The following is an 18,960-nucleotide window of genomic DNA, read 5'->3' as shown; positions in this document are numbered from 1 at the left end:
GATCTGCGCCATTGAGAGAACGGACACTCCCCATGCGCATGTCGCGCGTTCTGCTCGCCGGCGTCGCGGTCGCCACCGCCGGCATCGCCACCTCCGCCTTCACGAACAGCAACACGTTCAACCCGGACGCGACGGCTGACGACCAGGTCGGTTACGGCGAGCTCGCGGTCAGCGGTGTGACCGTCAGCAACGTCGCCTACAACGTGCTGTCCACGGACGCGACCAAGCTCCACGAGGTCGTCTTCACCGTGACCACCGACGTCGAGGACACGAACTCGTACCTGACGATCACCGGCGACGGCATCGCCACCACGCCGTTCGACTGCACCCCGTCCGCCGGCGGCGCCGCGCCTTACCTGGTCACCTGCGAGGCCGGCGACGTCGTCGTCGAGGAGATCACGAAGGTCGCCCTGACCGTGGTCGCGAAGTAACCCCTGATCGGCCCGGCCGGGCGGCTCGACGCCGTCCGCACGTCCCCTGAGCCGGAAGCGAGCATGAACGCCGCAACCAGAGCCGCCAGCACCAGCGCGATCGCCGCGCTGGTGCTGGCGGCTGCCTGGTTGTTCTGGCCCGCACAGCTCGGCGGCTCCACCACGTACGTCACCACCCACGGCGTCAGCATGGAACCGGGCTTCTCCACCGGTGACCTCGCCGTGCTCCGGCCGGCCGACTCCTACGAGGTCGGCGACGTCGCGGCCTACTACTCGGAGACCCTCGACACCGTCGTCATGCACCGGATCGTCGCCGTCGAGGGGGACCGGTTCGTCTTCCAGGGCGACAACAACGACTGGCTCGACCAGGACCGGCCGACCGCCGACGAGCTCCTCGGCACGCTGTTCCGCCAGGTGCCCCAGGGCGGGAAGGTCCTGGCCGCGATCGCCTCGCCGTGGTCCCTCGCCCTCGTCCTCGCCGGCATCTTCGGGGTGTTCGGCAACCACCGACGCAAGCGCCCGGGCCGCAAGGCCCCACGGCACCGCGCCGCCCGGGCCCTGCCTGCTGTCGCCCTCCCGTCCTTCCCCTCCCTGCCGTCCCTCGCGCGACCGTCCCTCCCGCGCCCCGCGTCGCCGGCCCTGCCGGCGTCCTTCTCCATGCCGACGCGCGCCCAGGCCCGCCAGGTCGCCGTGGGCGCGGGCGCCGTCGCCCTGCTCGCCGCGGGCTCCGGCGTGCTGCTGCTCGGCCTCCCGTCCACGGAGACGGAGGCCCGCAGCCAGCCGGTCACCCAGCAGGGCACCTTCACCTACGCCGGGCCGGCCGAGGTCGGGACCACCTACCCGACCGGCGCCGTCACCACGGGCGATCCGGTCTACACCAAGCTGGTCGACGCGCTGACGGTGTCCTTCGCGCACACCGTCGACGCCCCCGGCCTCGACACCGTCGACGGCAGCGTGCGGCTGGACCTCTCCGTCGCGACCTCCGACGGCTGGAGCGCCCCCCTCGCCAGCGGCCGCCCGGCCCCGGTCGTGGACGGCACGGCCACCGCGTCGGCCGAGCTGGACCCCACGCTCGCCGCCGCCCTCGTCGGCCGGCACAACGCGGAGATCGGGGCCACCGCCGGCTCCGCGAGCATCCTCGTCACCCCGGTCCTCGACGTGACCGGCACGGTGCAGGGTGAGCAGTTCACCGCGGGCGAGCTGGCGCCGCTCACCTTCGCCATGGACACCGTGGCGCTGCGGCCGCCGTCCGAGGGCTCCTTCGCCCCGACCGGCACCGTCGCGGTGTCCGTCGACACGGAGGTCGCCCGCTCGTTCGGCCTGCTCGGCGTCGACCTGCCCATCGGCGCCGCCCGACTCATCGCCGTCATCGTCCTGGTCCTCGCGGTGGTCGTCACCGCCGTCGCCGGCTGGATCGGCCGGCCCCGCGCCGGCGACGCCGCCGACGAGTTCGCCGTCCGCAACGCCGGGCGGATCCTGCCGGTGACCGGGCTCAGCGCCGGCCGCAGCGTCGTGGACGTCGCCGACGCCCGCGCCCTGCGCCGCGTCGCCGAGCGGGTCGACGGGCTCGTGCTGCACCACGCGGGCCCCGACGGCCAGGTGTTCGCCGTCCAGGACAACGAGACGACCTACCGCTTCGTCTTTCCCGACACCGCGATCACCCGGACGCCGCCCCCGCCGCCCCCTCCGGTCCGGGCGGCAGCGCCCATGACGGTGCCGCTGCCCCGCGTCGCCTGAGGCTCAGCGCCGCCAGAAGTCGAACCGGTCGCGACCGGGACGGAAGCCCGCCGCCTCCACGACGTCGACCGCCAGGTCGAACTTCTGCCCCACGGCGGCCGGGCTGTGCGCGTCGCTGCCGAAGCTGACCGCCTCGCCGCCCTCCTCGTGGAACCAGCGCATCTGGTCGGCCGAGGCCAGCGGGCTGCTGGTGTTGATCTCCAGCGCCCGGCCGGAGCGGGCCAGCGCGCGGAAGACGGCCCGGTACTCCTCCTCGAACTCCTTCTCCACGTACCGGTGCGTGCCGCCGGGCCAGTAGCGGCGCGGGAAGTCGACGTGCGCGAGCACCTGGAAGACGGCGCTGCTCTCCACCATGTCCACCAGCTCGGCCAGGTAGCGGCGCATCGTGCCGTCGTCGTCCTGCCAGAGCAGGTGCCCGACGCCGTACAGCCGGCCGCCCTGGGAGAGGGAGTGCAGCGAGCCGAGGATGCGGTCGACCGGCGCCTGCCGCAGGTAGGAGGCGACGCTGCTGCCGAACAGGTGCGGCTCGCCGGTCTCGACGCCGGACAGGATGCGCAGCTCGGGGAACCGACCGCGGACGTCCTCGAGCTCGGCGAAGTACCCCTCGACGTCGATCTCCGCGTGCCGGGAGGCGTGCCGCTCGACCAGGCCCTCGTCGGTGGCCCGGTCGTCGGGGTCCCACACGGTGAAGTCGAGGTGCTCGGTGAACGCGATCGCCGGCAGGCCCAGCTGCACGGCCCGCTCGCAGGCCTTGCGCATCGTGGAGGAGTCGGCGGTGTCCCAGGACCAGTGCGTGTGGACGTGGTTGTCCGGCGGTCGCTGCCCCTGGTGTGCCATCGCCTGTGGATTCTCCACCGCTGTCCACCGGTTCCGCTCGCGGGCCCGTCCTGTTGTCCCCGGTGCCTACTGTCGGGGCATGACGACCGCAGCGCCCACGTCCGAGATCGCCGACGAGGCGCTGGCCGTCCTCCGCGAGCTCACCGGCCGCCCCGACGCCGTCTTCCGCGAGGGCCAGGACGCCGCGGTGTCGGCGCTGGTCGAGCGCTCGCAGCGGGCGCTGGTCGTGCAGCGCACGGGCTGGGGCAAGTCCGCCGTCTACTTCGTCTCCACCGCGCTGCTGCGCCGCCGCGGCAAGGGGCCGACGCTGCTGGTCAGCCCGCTGCTGGCGCTCATGCGCGACCAGGTGGCCGCCGCTGCGCGTGCAGGCATCCGCGCGGTGGAGATCTCCAGCGCCAACATGACCGAGTGGGACGACATCGCCGCCCGCCTCGCCGCCGACGACGTCGACGTCCTGCTCGTCTCCCCCGAGCGGCTCACGAACCCGCGGTTCCGCGAGGAGCAGCTGCCCGGGCTGGTCGCCCGCTGCGGTCTGGTCGTGGTCGACGAGGCGCACTGCGTCTCCGACTGGGGCCACGACTTCCGGCCCGACTACCGCCGCATCCGCGACCTGCTCGGCACCCTGCCGTCCGGGACGCCGGTGCTCGCGACCACCGCCACCGCCAACGAGCGCGTGGTGGACGACGTCGCCGAGCAGCTGGGCGCCGGCGGGGTCGAGGTGACGACGGTGCGCGGGCCGCTCTCCCGCGACTCGCTGCGGCTGGGCGTGCTGCGGCTGCCCTCGGACCGCGCCCGCCTCGCCTGGCTGGCCGCCCGGATCGGCGACCTCCCGGGCAGCGGGATCGTCTACACGCTCACCGTGGCCGCGGCAGAGGAGACCGCCGCCCTGCTGCGGGACGCGGGCCACGAGGTGCGCGCCTACACCGGCCGGCTGGACGACGCCGACCGCAAGGACGCCGAGGAGGCGCTGCGCGAGAACCGGGTCAAGGCGCTGGTCGCCACCTCCGCGCTGGGCATGGGCTTCGACAAGCCGGACCTCGGTTTCGTCGTCCACCTGGGGGCGCCGTCCTCGCCGGTCAGCTACTACCAGCAGGTGGGCCGTGCCGGCCGCGCCGTCGAACACGCCGACGTGCTGCTCCTCCCCGGGCCCGAGGACATCGCGATCTGGCAGTGGTTCGCCACGTCCTCCATGCCGCGGGAGGACCACGCCGCCGCCGTGCTCGGCGCGATGGCCGACGGCAAGGCCTGGTCGGTGGCCCGGCTGGAGACCGTCGCGGACGTGCGCCGCTCCCGGCTGGAGCTGCTGCTCAAGGTGCTGGCCGTCGACGGGGCGGTCGAGCGGGTGCAGGGCGGGTGGCGTTCCACCGGGCGGCCGTGGGTGTACGACGCCGACCGCTACTCCCGCGTCACGCGCACGCGCGAGGCCGAGCAGCGGGCGATGCTCGCCTACGCCAAGCCCGTCGACGAGGCCGAGTGCCGGATGGCCTTCCTCCAGTCCGCCCTGGACGACCCGACGGCCGCCCCCTGCGGGCGCTGCGACGTCTGCGCCGGCCCCTGGTACTCGACCGACGTGCCCGAGGCCGCCGCGGAGGCCGCCTCCGCGGCGCTCGACCGGCCCGGCGTGGAGCTCGCGCCGCGGGCCCAGTGGCCCACCGGCGCGGACCGCCTGGGCGTGGACGTCAAGGGCAAGATCGCCGCCGGCGAGCAGCTCGAGCCCGGCCGGGCCGTGGCCCGGCTGACCGACCTGGGCTGGGGGCAGCGGCTGCGCACCCTCCTCGGTGACGACGGCGTGGGCGGCGTGGTGGACCTGGAGGCCCCGGGCATCGAGGAGGACCCGGACGCCGCCTTCGACGTGCCTCTGCAGCACAACCTCGCCGACGTCCCTCCGGACGAGGAGCTGCTCCGCGCCTGCGCCCGTGTGCTCGCCGCCTGGGACTGGGCGCAGCGCCCCGTCGCCGTCGTCGCGGTGCCCTCGCGCCGCCGGCCCCGGCTGGTCACCGGCGTCGCGCAGGGGCTGGCCCGCATGGGCCGGCTGGACTACCTGGGTGAGCTGTCCCTGGCGCACGGCGGTCCGACCGGCCAGCCCGGCGGGAACAGCGCCTTCCGGCTGGCCGCCGTGTGGGACCGGATCGTCGTCGGCCCCGAGCTCCGCGACCGGCTGGCCGAGCTCTCCGGACCGGTGCTGCTCGTGGACGACCTCGCCGACTCCCGCTGGACGATGACCGTGGCCGGCCGGGAGCTGCGCCGGGCCGGGGCGTCGGCCGTCCTGCCCTTCGCCCTCGCGCTCACCGCCTGACCGGACGTCCGTCCACAGCTTTTCGCACACATGTGCGAAAAGTCGGAGTAGCGTCCCGGGCATGACGCTCGCCCATCAGCCGTCGATGTGGGACGTGGCCGAGGAGGCCACGCTGACACCCCTGGCCGGCCGCGTGCAGCGGCACGAGCTGAGCGCCGGCGCCTGGGTGGACCACCTGCCCGGCTGGGTGTCCGGCTCGGACGAGGTCCTCGAGGTGCTGCTGGGGGACATCGGCTGGCGCGAGGACCGGCGCCAGATGTACGAGCGCGAGGTGGCGGTGCCGCGGCTGCTCCGCTGGTACGGCGCCGGCGAGGTACTGCCCCACCCGCTGCTCACCACGGCCCGCACGGCGCTGGACGTCCACTACGGACCCGAGCTCGGCGAGCCGTTCGTCAGTGCCGGCATGTGCCTGTACCGGGACGGCCGGGACAGCGTCGCCTGGCACGGCGACCGCCTGGGCCGCGGCCGCTCGGGCAGCACGATGGTCGCGATCGTGTCCTTCGGTTCCCCGCGCCCGTTGCTCCTGCGCCCGGTCGCCGGCGGCCCGAGCCTCCGGTTCCCCCTCGGTCATGGCGATCTCGTGGTCATGGGCGGTACCTGCCAGCGCACGTGGGAGCACTGCATCCCCAAGACGGCCAAGCCGGTGGGCCCGCGGGTCAGCGTCCAGTTCCGCCCGCGAGGGGTCGCCTGACGCCTCCGCCAGCACGTTCCGCGACGTCCGTGCACGGCAGAAAGCCCGGAATCCCGGGGATCCGGTGTCCCCGGAGGCTCGCCACGGACCCCCGGGGGACCCCCCCTGCAGGGCCCCCTGGAGGGCGTGTAGTGTTCTCCATGCGCCGCGCGGAGCTGAGGCTCCGCCGGACCGGGACCCGCCGCTGGCGGGGGCAACGGAAACCGGCGTAGTGTTGGACATCCAGCCGCAGACGGAGCCCGGAAGGGTCGAGTTTGTGCGCGTCCGCTCTTTGAGAACTCAACAGCGTGCCGAAAGTCAGTGCCAAGTAATACCCCGTGCCGGGGGCTTTGTGTTTCCGGCTGGGATTCCTTTGGTTGATTGATATCGAGAGTGCTAGCTCTCGGTTCTCAGCCGGTTCAAATTCATCTACGGAGAGTTTGATCCTGGCTCAGGACGAACGCTGGCGGCGTGCTTAACACATGCAAGTCGAACGGTGAACCCGCTTCGGTGGGGGATCAGTGGCGAACGGGTGAGTAACACGTGGGCAACCTGCCCTCAGCTCTGGGATAACTCCAAGAAATTGGGGCTAATACCGGATGTGACTGCTGACCGCATGGTCTGGTGGTGGAAAGATTTATCGGCTGAGGATGGGCCCGCGGCCTATCAGCTTGTTGGTGGGGTAGTGGCCTACCAAGGCGACGACGGGTAGCCGGCCTGAGAGGGTGACCGGCCACACTGGGACTGAGACACGGCCCAGACTCCTACGGGAGGCAGCAGTGGGGAATATTGCGCAATGGGCGAAAGCCTGACGCAGCGACGCCGCGTGGGGGATGACGGCCTTCGGGTTGTAAACCTCTTTCAGCAGGGACGAAGCGAAAGTGACGGTACCTGCAGAAGAAGCACCGGCCAACTACGTGCCAGCAGCCGCGGTAATACGTAGGGTGCAAGCGTTGTCCGGAATTATTGGGCGTAAAGAGCTCGTAGGCGGTTTGTTGCGTCGGCTGTGAAAACCTGAGGCTCAACCTCAGGCCTGCAGTCGATACGAGCAGACTAGAGTGTTGCAGGGGAGACTGGAATTCCTGGTGTAGCGGTGAAATGCGCAGATATCAGGAGGAACACCGGTGGCGAAGGCGGGTCTCTGGGCAACAACTGACGCTGAGGAGCGAAAGCGTGGGGAGCGAACAGGATTAGATACCCTGGTAGTCCACGCCGTAAACGTTGGGCGCTAGGTGTGGGGCTCATTCCACGAGTTCCGTGCCGCAGCTAACGCATTAAGCGCCCCGCCTGGGGAGTACGGCCGCAAGGCTAAAACTCAAAGGAATTGACGGGGGCCCGCACAAGCGGCGGAGCATGTTGCTTAATTCGATGCAACGCGAAGAACCTTACCTAGGCTTGACATGCACGGAAATCCTCCAGAGATGGTGGGTCCGTAAGGGCCGTGCACAGGTGGTGCATGGTTGTCGTCAGCTCGTGTCGTGAGATGTTGGGTTAAGTCCCGCAACGAGCGCAACCCTCGTTCTATGTTGCCAGCACGTCATGGTGGGGACTCATAGGAGACTGCCGGGGTCAACTCGGAGGAAGGTGGGGATGACGTCAAATCATCATGCCCCTTATGTCTAGGGCTGCAAACATGCTACAATGGCCGGTACAAAGGGCTGCGATACCGCGAGGTGGAGCGAATCCCAAAAAGCCGGTCTCAGTTCGGATTGGGGTCTGCAACTCGACCCCATGAAGTTGGAGTCGCTAGTAATCGCAGATCAGCAATGCTGCGGTGAATACGTTCCCGGGCCTTGTACACACCGCCCGTCACGTCACGAAAGTCGGTAACGCCCGAAGCCGGTGGCCCAACCCTTGTGGAGGGAGCCGTCGAAGGCGGGATCGGCGATTGGGACGAAGTCGTAACAAGGTAGCCGTACCGGAAGGTGCGGCTGGATCACCTCCTTTCTAAGGAGCAACTCGCCGGCAAGCATCAGCTTGTCGGTGCAGAGCCATGCCAGGCCAGGATGTGCCCTCCAGTTTCGGGGGGTGCGCGGGGTGCCTGGGTGGTGCTCGAGGGTGGAACGCTGACCAGTTCGGCCGGCAGCTGGTGCTGCTCCTAGTACGGCATCTCTTCGTGTTCTTCGGGACGGGTAGGGGTGTGGGGAACGGGGTGGTGGTGGTGGGTTGGTCGTAGGCACGCTGTTGGGTCCTGAGGGAGCGGACCATCCCCGTGCGCGGGGGTGATCGGGTTCTTCGTGTCAGGGCCTTCCTATTTCTCGTACCGCCGGCCCCTCGTGGGGGTGCCGGGTCTGGCGGGGTCGTGTGGAGGGTGTCTGGTCGTACGTTGAGAACTGCACAGTGGACGCGAGCATCTTTTTGACTCTTATTTGCATGAGAGTTCTTGTAGGCCCGCACGACGGGTGTCCTTCCGGGCGCTGTTGTGTGGGATTTTTGTGTGGCCAAGTTGTTAAGGGCACACGGTGGATGCCTGGGCACCAGGGAGCCGATGAAGGACGTAGGAGGCTGCGATAAGCCTCGGGGAGCTGTCAACCGAGCGTTGATCCGAGGATTTCCGAATGGGGGAACCCCGCACCAGTCATGTGGTGTGACCCGCGCCTGAACACATAGGGCGTGTGGAGGGAACGTGGGGAAGTGAAACATCTCAGTACCCACAGGAAGAGAAAACAACCGTGATTCCGTGAGTAGTGGCGAGCGAAAGCGGATGAGGCTAAACCGATCGCATGTGATAGCCGGCAGGCGTTGTGTGGTCGGGGTCGTGGGACCGTTCCGAGTGTTCTGCCGAGCACTCAGGGAGTGAGAAAAGCACGTGTTAGTGGAAGGCCTCTGGAAGGGGTCGCCGTAGAGGGTGAGAGCCCCGTACACGAAAACATGTGCTCTCCCGAGCGTCATCCCAAGTAGCACCGAGCCCGTGAAATTCGGTGTGAATCTGGCGGGACCACCCGCTAAGCCTGAATACTCCCTGGTGACCGATAGCGGACAAGTACCGTGAGGGAAAGGTGAAAAGTACCCCGGGAGGGGAGTGAAATAGTACCTGAAACCGTGTGCCTACAAGCCGTGAGAGCCTTAGGATTTCGGTCCGGGGTGATTGCGTGCCTTTTGAAGAATGAGCCTGCGAGTTAGTGGTACGTGGCGAGGTTAACCCGTGGGGGGTAGCCGTAGCGAAAGCGAGTCCGAACAGGGCGATTCAGTCGCGTGCCCTAGACCCGAAGCCGAGTGATCTACCCATGGCCAGGTTGAAGCGCGGGTAAGACCGCGTGGAGGACCGAACCCACTTAGGTTGAAAACTGAGGGGATGAGCTGTGGGTAGGGGTGAAAGGCCAATCAAACTCGGTGATAGCTGGTTCTCCCCGAAATGCATTTAGGTGCAGCGTCACGTGTTTCTTGCCGGAGGTAGAGCACTGGATGGCTAATGGGCCCCACAAGGTTACTGACGTCAACCAAACTCCGAATGCCGGTAAGTGAGAGCGTGGCAGTGAGACTGCGGGCGATAAGGTTCGTAGTCGAGAGGGAAACAGCCCAGATCATCGGCTAAGGCCCCTAAGCGTGTGCTAAGTGGAAAAGGATGTGGAGTCGCAGAGACAACCAGGAGGTTGGCTTAGAAGCAGCCACCCTTGAAAGAGTGCGTAATAGCTCACTGGTCAAGTGATTCCGCGCCGACAATGTAGCGGGGCTCAAGCACACCGCCGAAGCCGTGGCATTCATGCTTTTCCTGTCGGTCCTTGTGTGGGCCGGCCAGGTGTGTGGATGGGTAGGGGAGCGTCGTGTGGCGGTCGAAGCGGCGGAGTGATCCAGCCGTGGACGCCACGCGAGTGAGAATGCAGGCATGAGTAGCGAGAGGGGAGTGAGAAACTCCCCCGCCGGAAGACCAAGGGTTCCTGGGCCAGGCTAATCCGCCCAGGGTGAGTCGGGACCTAAGGCGAGGCCGACAGGCGTAGTCGATGGACAACGGGTTGATATTCCCGTACCCGCGAAGGAACGCCCATGCTGAACCCAGCGATGCTAACCACCCGATCCACCGGTCCTCACTTGTGAGGCGAGTGTGGGGAGGCTGGGACCCGGACTGGTAGTAGGCAAGCGATGGGGTGACGCAGGAAGGTAGTCCTACCGGTGAGTGGTAGTACCGGTGCAAGGGTGTGGCCCGCGGGGTAGGCAAATCCGTCCCGCATACAGGGTGAGACCTGACGCATAGCCGAATGAGGCGAATTGGATGATCCTATGCTGCCGAGAAAAGCCTCTAGCGAGTTCCGAGCGGCCCGTACCCCAAACCAACTCAGGTGGTCAGGTAGAGAATACCAAGGCGATCGAGCGAACTGTGGTTAAGGAACTCGGCAAAATGCCCCCGTAACTTCGGGAGAAGGGGGGCCATCTACTGTCAACCGCCTTGCGCGGGGCAGCGGTGGGTGGCCGCAGAGACCAGTGAGAAGCGACTGTTTACTAAAAACACAGGTCCGTGCGAAGTCGTAAGACGATGTATACGGACTGACGCCTGCCCGGTGCTGGAACGTTAAGGGGACGGGTTAGCCGTAAGGCGAAGCTCAGAACTCAAGCGCCAGTAAACGGCGGTGGTAACTATAACCATCCTAAGGTAGCGAAATTCCTTGTCGGGTAAGTTCCGACCTGCACGAATGGCGTAACGACTTCTCAGCTGTCTCAACCACAGGCTCGGCGAAATTGCACTACGAGTAAAGATGCTCGTTACGCGCGGCAGGACGGAAAGACCCCGGGACCTTTACTATAGCTTGATATTGGTGTTCGGTTCGGCTTGTGTAGGATAGGTGGGAGACTGTGAAGCGGGCACGCCAGTGTTCGTGGAGTCATCGTTGAAATACCACTCTGGTCGAATTGGATGTCTAACTTCGGTCCGTGATCCGGATCAGGGACAGTGTCAGGTGGGTAGTTTAACTGGGGCGGTTGCCTCCCAAAATGTAACGGAGGCGCCCAAAGGTTCCCTCAGCCTGGTTGGCAATCAGGTGTCGAGTGCAAGTGCACAAGGGAGCTTGACTGTGAGACCGACGGGTCGAGCAGGAGCGAAAGCTGGGACTAGTGACCCGGCACCGGCATGTGGAAGCGGTGTCGCTCAACGGATAAAAGGTACCCCGGGGATAACAGGCTGATCTTCCCCAAGAGTCCATATCGACGGGATGGTTTGGCACCTCGATGTCGGCTCGTCGCATCCTGGGGCTGGAGTAGGTCCCAAGGGTTGGGCTGTTCGCCCATTAAAGCGGTACGCGAGCTGGGTTTAGAACGTCGTGAGACAGTTCGGTCCCTATCCGCCGTGCGCGTAAGAGACTTGAGAAGAGCTGTCCCTAGTACGAGAGGACCGGGACGGACGAACCTCTGGTGTGCCAGTTGTACCGCCAGGTGCACTGCTGGTTAGCTACGTTCGGCAGGGATAACCGCTGAAAGCATCTAAGCGGGAAGCTCGCTTCAAGATGAGGTCTCTCACCGGGTCAACCGGGTAAGGCCCCCGCCCAGACCAGCGGGTTGATAGGCCGGAAGTGGAAGCACCGCAAGGTGTGGAGCTGACCGGTACTAATAGGCCGAGGGCTTGACCACACACACCCACTCGGGCCTGTGTGAGTAAGAGCCGGATAACAAGATTGCTTCGCGTCCACTGTGCGGTTCTGAACGCACGAACCAGGCATGGTTCAAGTTCACAGAGTTACGGCGGCCATGGCGAGAGGGAAACGCCCGGCAACATTCCGAACCCGGAAGCTAAGCCTCTCAGCGCCGATGGTACTGCCCTGGAGACGGGGTGGGAGAGTAGGACGCCGCCGGACAACCATTCCCGAAGGGGCCCCAGCATCCGTGCTGGGGCCCCTTCGTCGTCCCCCGGAAACCCCTGCACCACGTTCGGGCCGGAAGGGGACTTTCGGTACAGAAAGTCCCGGCCGCCAGCGGACTTTCGGTACAGAAAGTCCCGGCCGCCAGGGGGCTTTCGGTACATGAAGTCCCGGCTGGGAGGGGGCTTTCGGTACAGAAAGTCCCGGCCGGGAGGGGACTTTCGGTACATAAAGTCCCGGCTGGGAGGGGACTTTCGGTACCGAAAGTACGGGCGGGTCGGGAGCGGGGAGCACCGCTCCGAGAGAGTGGTGAGCGCTCCCCCGGTGCCGGGCGTTGCTCGCGTGCTGCGCGCGTGGCGCAGTGGCGAGCCCTCGTTCCGTCACGGTGACGGAACGAGGGCTCGAGAGTGCGGTGACGTCCGGCTACGGCACGACGCGGCGGATGCCGGGGTAGGAGATCAGCGCCACGACGGCGGCGATGGCGAGCGGCAGGCCGGCGGTGAGCGCGAGCGTCGACTGGTCGGCGAACCAGTCGCCGACCGTCCGCCACGCCTCTAGGAGGCTGATCAGGATCGCCAGGCCGCCGAAGAAGACGAGCGTGCCGATCATCAAGCCCCAGGTGCCGGTCTGACCCCACCGCTGGTGCACGATGCCGATCCCGATGCCCACGGACATGAACGCCAGCATCGGAGCCCCCGACGCGAGGATCTGCAGGAACACGTCGTCCACCTCGAAGACCCCCGGTGCCCAGAAGCTCAGTCCTGCGCCCCAGCCGTCGGTCGCGTTCTCGATCGCCACGAGGACGGCGATCGACAGGCCGTAGAGCAGGGCCTGGGCCGCGGCCACGAGCGCCGTCCCGAGGTAGAACGTGCGCCGGCTCAGGCTGATGCCCATCGAGAAGGGGAGCAGCTGGGTCACCGCCTGGACGTAGACCACCAGCACGGTGATGTAGAGCGCCAGGATGCCGCCGGAGAAGCCGCCGTCGTCCTCGCCGGCTGGCGTCAGGTGCCAGACCGCCACGTTGATCGCGAAGCTGATCCCCACGACCAGCCAGGGGATCCCGAGGATCACCAGGGGGTGGACGAGGTGCATGCGGCCGGCGCGGAGGACGCGGTTCACGAGGAGACCTCCTCGAGGTCGACGGGGTGGATGGGTGCGCGCGTGGCGGGCGTCTGCAGGCTCATCGCGACCACGAGCTGCTGCAGGCTGGTGGGCTCGACGGTGAGTCCCTGCTCGGCGGCCGCGCGGCGGTCGGCGGCTCCGCCGATCCGGACGACCGCCCGGCTGGAGCCGGCCAGGGTCTCCGTGTGCAGCGGGTCGTGCTGCCGGGCGAAGGCCTGCACCGCGCCCACCGGGCCGGTGACCGTGACGGCGCTGCCCCGGAGCGACTCGGTGTCGGCGTCGAGCAGGACCCTGCCGCGGTCGATGAGCAGCACCCGCTCGAGCAGCGGCGCGATCTCCTCGATGAGGTGCGTCGAGAGCATGATCGTGCGCGGGTGCTCCGCGTAGTCGGCGAGCAGTCGGTCGTAGAACAGCTGCCGGGCGACGGCGTCCAGCCCCAGGTAGGGCTCGTCGAAGAGGGTGAACGGGGCGCGCGAGGCCAGCCCGATGATGATGCCGACCGCCGAGGTCATCCCCCGGGAGAGCTTCTTCACCGGCCGCTTGACGGGCAGGTCGAAGTCGCGCAGCAGCGAGGCTGCGAGGTCGTCGTCCCACTCGGGGAAGACCATCGCCGCGGCGCCGAGGGCGTCCTGGACCCGGAAGTGGTCGGGGTAGCGCTGCCCCTCCTTGATGAAGCAGGTGCGGCGCAGGACGTCGTCGTTCTCGTACGGCTGCGCGCCGAAGACCTCGATGCGGCCCGACGTCGGCACGCGGTGGCCGGTGAGCAGCTGCATCATCGTGGTCTTGCCGGCGCCGTTGCGGCCGAGCAGGCCGGTGATCGAGTCCTGCTCGACGGCGGTCGTGACGGCGTCCAGGGCGGTGTGCCCGCGGAAGCGCATGGTGACGTCGTCGACGGTGGCCACCGCCGTGGTGCGGGGCGCGGTCATCGCGGGTCCTCCGGGGTGGTCAGCATGGCGGTGAGCTCCGCGGTGCTGATGCCGAGCTTCTGCGCCTCGGTCAGCAGCGGGCGGACGTACTGGTCGGCGAACTCGGTCCGCCGGCGCTTGAGCAGCTGCTCGCGTGCGCCCGGGGCGACGAACATCCCGACTCCTCGTCTCTTGGAGAGGACCCCGTCGGCGACCAGCTGGTTCAGGCCCTTGGCCGCCGTCGCGGGGTTGATCCGGTGGAAGGCGGCCAGCTCGTTGGACGAGGGGGCCTGGCTCTCCTCGGCGAGGGAGCCGTCGACGATCGCGTTCTCGATCTCGGCCGCGACCTGCCGGAAGATGGGTCCGGCCTCCTCGTTCACGAGCCGACCCCGCGGGACGCCTGGTCCCTGGGTTCATTACTCATGTAAAACCATAGAAGCGATGGGAGCGGTTCCGCAAGGTAGGTGGCTCCGGAGGGGTCGGGGCGGGCGCGCACTAGGGTCGCCGCAACACCCGTGCACACCCCTGGAGGACCCCGTGGCCCGTCGCCTGCTGTTCACCCTCGTGGCGGGCGGGACGCTGGCAGTGCTGTCCGCCTGCGGGGTCGGGACGCTCTCCTCGGACCAGGTCGCCGAGACGGCCGAGGATGCGCTCGAGGGGGAGGTCGGGACCCGCCCGGACATCGAGTGCCCGGACGCCCTCGACAAGGAGGAGGGCGCGTCGACGCGGTGCACCCTGACCGCCGGCGACGACCCCACCACGTACGGCGTCACGGTCACCGTCACCTCGACCGACGGCGACACGAAGCTCGGCGTCACGGTGGACGACGAGCCCCAGGACGACTAGCCCAGGACCAGCCGGGGCCGCCCGGCCCGGGGAGGCCTAGCCGGGGAGAGCGGCGGCCAGGGCCTCGAGGTCCTCGACCGTGACGTCCAGGTGCGGGGAGACGCGGAGCACGGGGCCGGTCATCTCCCCCGGTGCGCGCTCGCGGCCCAGGGCGCTGACCACGATCCCGTGGTCGGCCAGCAGGCGTGCCCGGGTGGCGACGACGTCGACCCCGTCCGGCGGGCGCAGCGTGGTGGTGGCCGTCGGCTCGTCCACCGGCTCGACCACCGTCCAGCCACCCCGGCCGTCGAGCAGCTCGCGGGTGTGCCGGCCGATCCCGGCCAGCCGTTCGCGGACCCGGTCCGGGCCGGCGGCCAGGTGCTCGCCGACGGCGACGATCAGCCCGATCCGCCCGGCGATGTGCCCCTCGCCGCTCTCGAAGGCGCGCATCGGCGGCAGGTCGTCGGCGCCGGGCATCACCGGCGTCAGCTGCGCGGCGATCGCGGGCCGGGCGGCGAGCACGCCGACGCCGCGGGGGCCGGCCAGCCACTTCCGCGACGTCCCGTAGACGACGTCGGCGCCCACGTCGGTGTCCACGTGGCCGAGCGCCTGCGCGGCGTCGAGCACCAGCGGCACCCCCGCGGCGCGGCACAGCGCGGCGATCTCCGCGGCCGGCTGCCGGACCCCGCGGTGGCTGGGGACGTGGTCCAGGTGCACGAAGCGGGGCGGGTCGGCGCCCAGCTGCCGCTCCAGGGCCTCGAGGTCGGCGCGGCCGAGGTCGTCGACCGGCAGCGGCTCGGGCCGCAGCGCGTAAGCGCCCAGCAGCCCGATGTTCGGCGCGTACTCCCCGGGCAGGCAGGCGACCCTGGTGCCGGCGGGCAGCCGCCAGCCGGTGAGGAGGGCGGCGAGCGCCCCGCGCGCGGACTCCACGAAGGCGACGTCGGCGGCGGCCATGCCGACCAGCCCGCCCAGCACCGAGCGGCCCTGCTGCAGCAGGTTCTCCGCGGCCGCCTGGGCGACGTACCCGCCCAGCTCGGCCTCGTGCCGCGCGTGGTGCGCCGCGGCCTCCAGCGCCCGGGAGCCCTGCCGGCCGCTGGCGGCGCTGTCCAGGTGCCGTCCGGCGGGGCGCGGGCGCGCCTTCCGCCAGCCGGCGGCGAGGTCGTCGTGCGGGAGGGAGCCGGCGGGCGAGGACATCACGGGGGCAACGCTAGGCGAGCCGCCCGGTCAGGCGTCGAGATCCCCTCGAGCCACCGAGACGCCCGAGTGGGTGGGGTCGCCGTCCAGCGGCTCCACCGAGACGTCGACCAGCGGGTACTCGGACAGGTCGAGGCCGTCGGGCAGCTCCACCGTCTGCGTGCCCGGGGTGACGACGCCGAGCGGGAGCATGCCCTGCACGGACCGGTCGATCACCCACACCTCGTAGTACGCGTCCTCGAGGGCCGGGGCGTCCAGGTCCACCTGGAGCACGCGCGACCCGTCGCCCCGGACGACGACGTCCGCGGTGCCGGAGGCCTCGGGCAGCAGGTCCAGCGCCACGCTGGTGACGGAGTCGCCGTCCTCCCCCGTCGACTGCACAGCGGTGACGGCACCGGCACCGACCACGGCACCCGCGACGACGGCGGCCGCCGTCAGCAGGACCGGTCGCCGGCGGGAGCGGAACGGCACCACGGTGCCCCCCGGGTCCGCGGCCGGGGTCGCCGGCGCGGCCCGGACGGGCGAGTGGTCCGCGGGGGTGGCGGTCACGCCGGTCGCGGCGGCGATGGCCTGCCAGACCTGCGGGGGTGGCGGGACGTCGTCGACCGGAGCGGCGAGGTGCGGGACGGCGAGCAGCTCGGGGGCGCGACGCAGCGCGGTCACCTCGGCGCGGCAGGAGCCGCAGGAGGCGAGATGGGCGTCCTCGTTGGCCGGCAGGGTCTCCCGGAGGGCAGCGAGGGCCAGCTGCTCAGGCGTGCAGTGCTGCACCGTCCACCTCCAACCGGGTCCGCAGGCGCTCCAGTGTGCGCCGGATGTGGCTCTTGATCGTGCCCAGCGGCAGGCCGGTCCGTTCGGCGATCTGCGCGTGGGTGAGGTCCTCGAAGAACGCGAGCTCGATGATGCCGCGCTGCGGCTGGCCGAGGTGGTCCAGCTCGTCGAGCAGCAGCACGCGGTCGGTGGCGGCGGCGTCGACGCCGGCGGTCACCGGGCCGCCGGGCCGGGCCTGCGCCTCGGTCATGGCGGCCTCGGCCTCGCGGCGCTGCTTGTCCCGCTTGGCCCAGGCGTCGGCGATCTTGTGCCGGCAGATGCCCACGAGCCAGGCCGGCAGGGGCGAGTCGTCCGGGCGGTAGCGGGCGCGGCCGGTCCAGGCGGCGACTGAACACCTGCTGGGTCACGTCCTCGGCGTCCGGGCCGGGGCCGAAGGCGCGCACGGCCATGCCGTGCACCTGCCCGGCCCACTGCTCGTAGGCCCAGGCCAGCGCCTGCTCCTCACCCGCGGCGAAGCGGCGGCCGATCTCCGCGTCGTCCGGGTCGACGACGCTGCGCGTCCCCGGTACGTGTCCCACGGCCTGAACGCTACCCATGATCGGCTCCCGCAGGGCCAGCGCCCCGCTCACGGGATCGGCTCCGCCACCACGACGACGTTGTCGCGGTAGCTGCGGAACTCCGGCAGGAACGGCCCGCCGCAGGTGATCAGGGTGAGCCGCGGCGCGCCCTCGCGGGCGAACAGCCGGTCCAGCGGCAGCGCCTGCTTGGTGATGACCTCGCGGGAGACGACCCGCCAGCGGGTCACCGCGCCGGCGGCGTCGGTGACGGCGACCTCGTCGCCGACCGCGGCGTCCTGGAGCGGGTACAGCGCTCCCGCGCCCTGCTCCCGGTCGTCGACGTGGCCGGCGATCACCGCGGAGCCCTCGGCACCGGGCTCCGGTCCGAACCGGTACCAGCCGACCCGCGCGACGTCCTCGGGGAGCTCCATCTGGCCGTCGGCGGCGATGCCGACGGCGTCGACGGGGGCGTCCACGCCCCACGCCGGCGCGCTGACGCGGACCGGTGCGGGGGCGGTGCGGGCCGCGGCGGGGGCGGCGTCCCGGGCGGTGACCGTCGGGAGGGCGGGCAGGCCCCCGCGCCGGCGGGGGCGGCCGGCGCGGGGAGGGCCTGCTCCACGGGGATGCCCGCCGCCGCCTCCGGCCGGGTCAGCGCCCAGGCGGTGGGGGCGCCGACGGCCAGGGCGAGGCCCAGGACGGCGGAGGCGGCGGCGGGTCGCATCGGATCTACCCGGTCAGCCGCGGTTGCGGGCGACGCGGAGGGCACCGGCGCCGGCGACGGCGAGGCCGGCCACCGAGAGCGCGGCGACCGCCGGCAGCGAGCTGTCCTGGTCGGCCAGGCCGGCCGAGCCACCGGGGACACCGGCGGGCATCGAGTGCATGCCGTCGATGGTCTGGACGGCGAGGTCGTAGCCGGCCTCACCGTTGCCCCAGGCGTACACGATGGTCGAGGTGCCCTCGGCCAGGGTCAGGTCGGCCGGGCCGATGGCGACGGTGTCGGTGCCCGCGAGCACGACATCGGCGGTGATCGTGCTGGCCGGCGCGGGCAGGGGGGCGGTGCCACCGGCGCGCACGTCGACGGCGGGCGCGGCGGCGGTGTGCCGCACGGTCACGCGGGCCTGGCCGGCCGGGACGGCGGAGGTGTCGTTGACGAACGGCGTCAGCGTCGGGCTGCCGTCCTCCTTGAGGTGGGCGACCACGGTGGCGTTCGCACCGGCCGGGACGGCGACGTCGTCGGCCTTGAGCAGCGGCTCGCCGGAGCCGTCGGGGGCGTCGGCCGGGAACAGGGCCAGGTCGTAGGCGCCCGCCGGGAGGGTCAGCGGGTCGGTGAGGCAGCTGCTGATCTCGGTGCACGGCGTCGCCGCGCCCGCCGCAGGTGGTTGATCAGCCGGCGCGACGGCGCGCAGCGGTCGAGGCGACCGCCGCCCAGCGTGCGTAGCCTGACCACCGGCTGGATAGCGGCCGGGATGCGCCGCTGGCGCCACCCACGGTCAGGACGCCTTCGCTCGATGAGCCGCGAGCTTCGGCACCACCAGCCTCACGTAGCCGCCGTTTGGTCAGGTCCCTCTTACCTTCAGGGCAGATCGAAGCCAGGACGCAGGCGAGAGCGCGCGCCGGTGCCATGACTCCACCTGCCAGCCAGGTTGCTGCGAGAGAGGTCACCGTCGAACTGCAGGAAGTTGCGGCAGCGCCGGGCGTTGAGCGTCCACCTCCTGCGCAGTCCTTGAACAGAACAGGCACGATCATCCGCACCCGGTTGTGCACAGGCGCCTGCCAGCGCCGCGTGTTGTTGACGACTGGAAGCCAGGCGTCGAATGCTGGCGCGCACCAGC

15 protein-coding genes and 3 rRNA genes are annotated in these 18,960 nt (G+C 69.9%); 8 read left to right on the top strand and 10 right to left on the bottom strand.

Going from position 1 to position 18,960, the window contains the following annotated elements:
- Positions 1–32: 32 nt before the first annotated feature.
- Both JKP75_RS18565 and JKP75_RS23520 read left to right on the top strand, forming a co-directional pair.
- Entirely contained in the window at positions 33–431 is a 399-nt protein-coding gene (locus JKP75_RS18565; RefSeq protein WP_200493391.1) for a hypothetical protein, read from the top strand.
- A gap of 63 nt (positions 432–494) precedes the next feature.
- The gene (locus JKP75_RS23520; protein ID WP_200493390.1) at positions 495–2,168 is read left to right on the top strand and encodes a signal peptidase I; all 1,674 of its coding nucleotides are present in this window, start codon (positions 495–497) and stop codon (positions 2,166–2,168) included.
- A 3-nt stretch (positions 2,169–2,171) separates the two neighbouring features.
- Here the strand turns inward: JKP75_RS23520 and JKP75_RS18555 are convergent, their stop codons facing one another.
- Complete coding sequence (locus JKP75_RS18555; protein ID WP_200489703.1) at positions 2,172–3,005, bottom strand: histidinol-phosphatase HisJ family protein; 834 nt, start codon at positions 3,003–3,005, stop codon at positions 2,172–2,174.
- 79 nt (positions 3,006–3,084) lie between these two features.
- On the opposite strand from JKP75_RS18555, the gene JKP75_RS18550 reads away from it, so the two are divergent.
- The 5 genes from JKP75_RS18550 to rrf all read left to right on the top strand — a co-directional run bounded on the left by JKP75_RS18550 (position 3,085) and on the right by rrf (position 11,754).
- Positions 3,085–5,301 carry a RecQ family ATP-dependent DNA helicase gene (locus JKP75_RS18550; protein ID WP_200489702.1) on the top strand — a complete coding sequence of 739 codons (2,217 nt, stop codon included), beginning with the start codon at positions 3,085–3,087 and terminating at the stop codon, positions 5,299–5,301.
- A 61-nt stretch (positions 5,302–5,362) separates the two neighbouring features.
- On the top strand, positions 5,363–5,992 hold the full coding sequence (locus JKP75_RS18545) for an alpha-ketoglutarate-dependent dioxygenase AlkB (protein ID WP_200489701.1): 630 nt from the start codon (positions 5,363–5,365) through the stop codon (positions 5,990–5,992).
- Between the two features lie 407 nt (positions 5,993–6,399).
- Positions 6,400–7,918, top strand: a 16S ribosomal RNA gene (locus tag JKP75_RS18540).
- A 492-nt stretch (positions 7,919–8,410) separates the two neighbouring features.
- A 23S ribosomal RNA gene (locus JKP75_RS18535) occupies positions 8,411–11,530 on the top strand.
- Positions 11,531–11,637: 107 nt separating this feature from the next.
- A 5S ribosomal RNA gene (gene rrf, locus JKP75_RS18530) occupies positions 11,638–11,754 on the top strand.
- The 16S, 23S and 5S rRNA genes sit together here, the layout of an rRNA operon.
- A 426-nt stretch (positions 11,755–12,180) precedes the next feature.
- Here rrf and JKP75_RS18525 read toward each other — a convergent pair.
- From JKP75_RS18525 to JKP75_RS18515, 3 genes are read right to left on the bottom strand one after another with little or no spacing between them, the layout of a single operon-like run.
- Positions 12,181–12,876, bottom strand: a complete 696-nt coding sequence (locus tag JKP75_RS18525; protein ID WP_200489700.1) for a hypothetical protein — start codon at positions 12,874–12,876, stop codon at positions 12,181–12,183.
- Entirely contained in the window at positions 12,873–13,805 is a 933-nt protein-coding gene (locus JKP75_RS18520; RefSeq protein WP_200489699.1) for an ABC transporter ATP-binding protein, read from the bottom strand. The genes JKP75_RS18525 and JKP75_RS18520 overlap by 4 nt, the downstream gene beginning before the upstream one ends.
- Positions 13,802–14,164 carry a GntR family transcriptional regulator gene (locus tag JKP75_RS18515; RefSeq protein WP_200489698.1) on the bottom strand — a complete coding sequence of 121 codons (363 nt, stop codon included), beginning with the start codon at positions 14,162–14,164 and terminating at the stop codon, positions 13,802–13,804. Before JKP75_RS18515 ends, JKP75_RS18520 begins: the two co-directional genes overlap by 4 nt.
- A 157-nt stretch (positions 14,165–14,321) precedes the next feature.
- Between JKP75_RS18515 and JKP75_RS18510 the strand changes: the two genes are divergently transcribed.
- On the top strand, positions 14,322–14,630 hold the full coding sequence (locus tag JKP75_RS18510) for a DUF4333 domain-containing protein (RefSeq protein ID WP_200489697.1): 309 nt from the start codon (positions 14,322–14,324) through the stop codon (positions 14,628–14,630).
- 36 nt (positions 14,631–14,666) lie between these two features.
- Here the strand turns inward: JKP75_RS18510 and egtE are convergent, their stop codons facing one another.
- The 6 genes from egtE to JKP75_RS19845 form a co-directional block, all read right to left on the bottom strand.
- The gene (gene egtE / locus JKP75_RS18505; protein ID WP_200491261.1) at positions 14,667–15,803 is read right to left on the bottom strand and encodes an ergothioneine biosynthesis PLP-dependent enzyme EgtE; all 1,137 of its coding nucleotides are present in this window, start codon (positions 15,801–15,803) and stop codon (positions 14,667–14,669) included.
- A 30-nt stretch (positions 15,804–15,833) separates the two neighbouring features.
- Entirely contained in the window at positions 15,834–16,571 is a 738-nt protein-coding gene (locus tag JKP75_RS18500; protein WP_200489696.1) for an anti-sigma factor, read from the bottom strand.
- Positions 16,552–16,896 carry a sigma-70 family RNA polymerase sigma factor gene (locus JKP75_RS22080; RefSeq protein ID WP_309230023.1) on the bottom strand — a complete coding sequence of 115 codons (345 nt, stop codon included), beginning with the start codon at positions 16,894–16,896 and terminating at the stop codon, positions 16,552–16,554. Before JKP75_RS22080 ends, JKP75_RS18500 begins: the two co-directional genes overlap by 20 nt.
- Before the next feature lie 300 nt (positions 16,897–17,196).
- Positions 17,197–17,604 (bottom strand): class F sortase, encoded by a 408-nt coding sequence (locus tag JKP75_RS22075; RefSeq protein WP_309229369.1) that lies wholly within the window; start codon positions 17,602–17,604, stop codon positions 17,197–17,199.
- Between the two features lie 258 nt (positions 17,605–17,862).
- The gene (locus tag JKP75_RS18485; protein WP_200493389.1) at positions 17,863–18,612 is read right to left on the bottom strand and encodes a DUF4397 domain-containing protein; all 750 of its coding nucleotides are present in this window, start codon (positions 18,610–18,612) and stop codon (positions 17,863–17,865) included.
- An 89-nt stretch (positions 18,613–18,701) separates the two neighbouring features.
- Positions 18,702–18,960, bottom strand: a 259-nt coding sequence (locus JKP75_RS19845) for a hypothetical protein (protein WP_207147499.1), incomplete at its 5' end; no start/stop codon positions are given.

This window comes from Blastococcus sp. TML/M2B, from assembly GCF_016612865.1.
GTDB lineage: Bacteria > Actinomycetota > Actinomycetes > Mycobacteriales > Geodermatophilaceae > Blastococcus.
The sequence above is the reverse complement of the archived record's forward strand: the minus strand, read 5'-3'. Positions and strand labels throughout refer to the sequence as shown.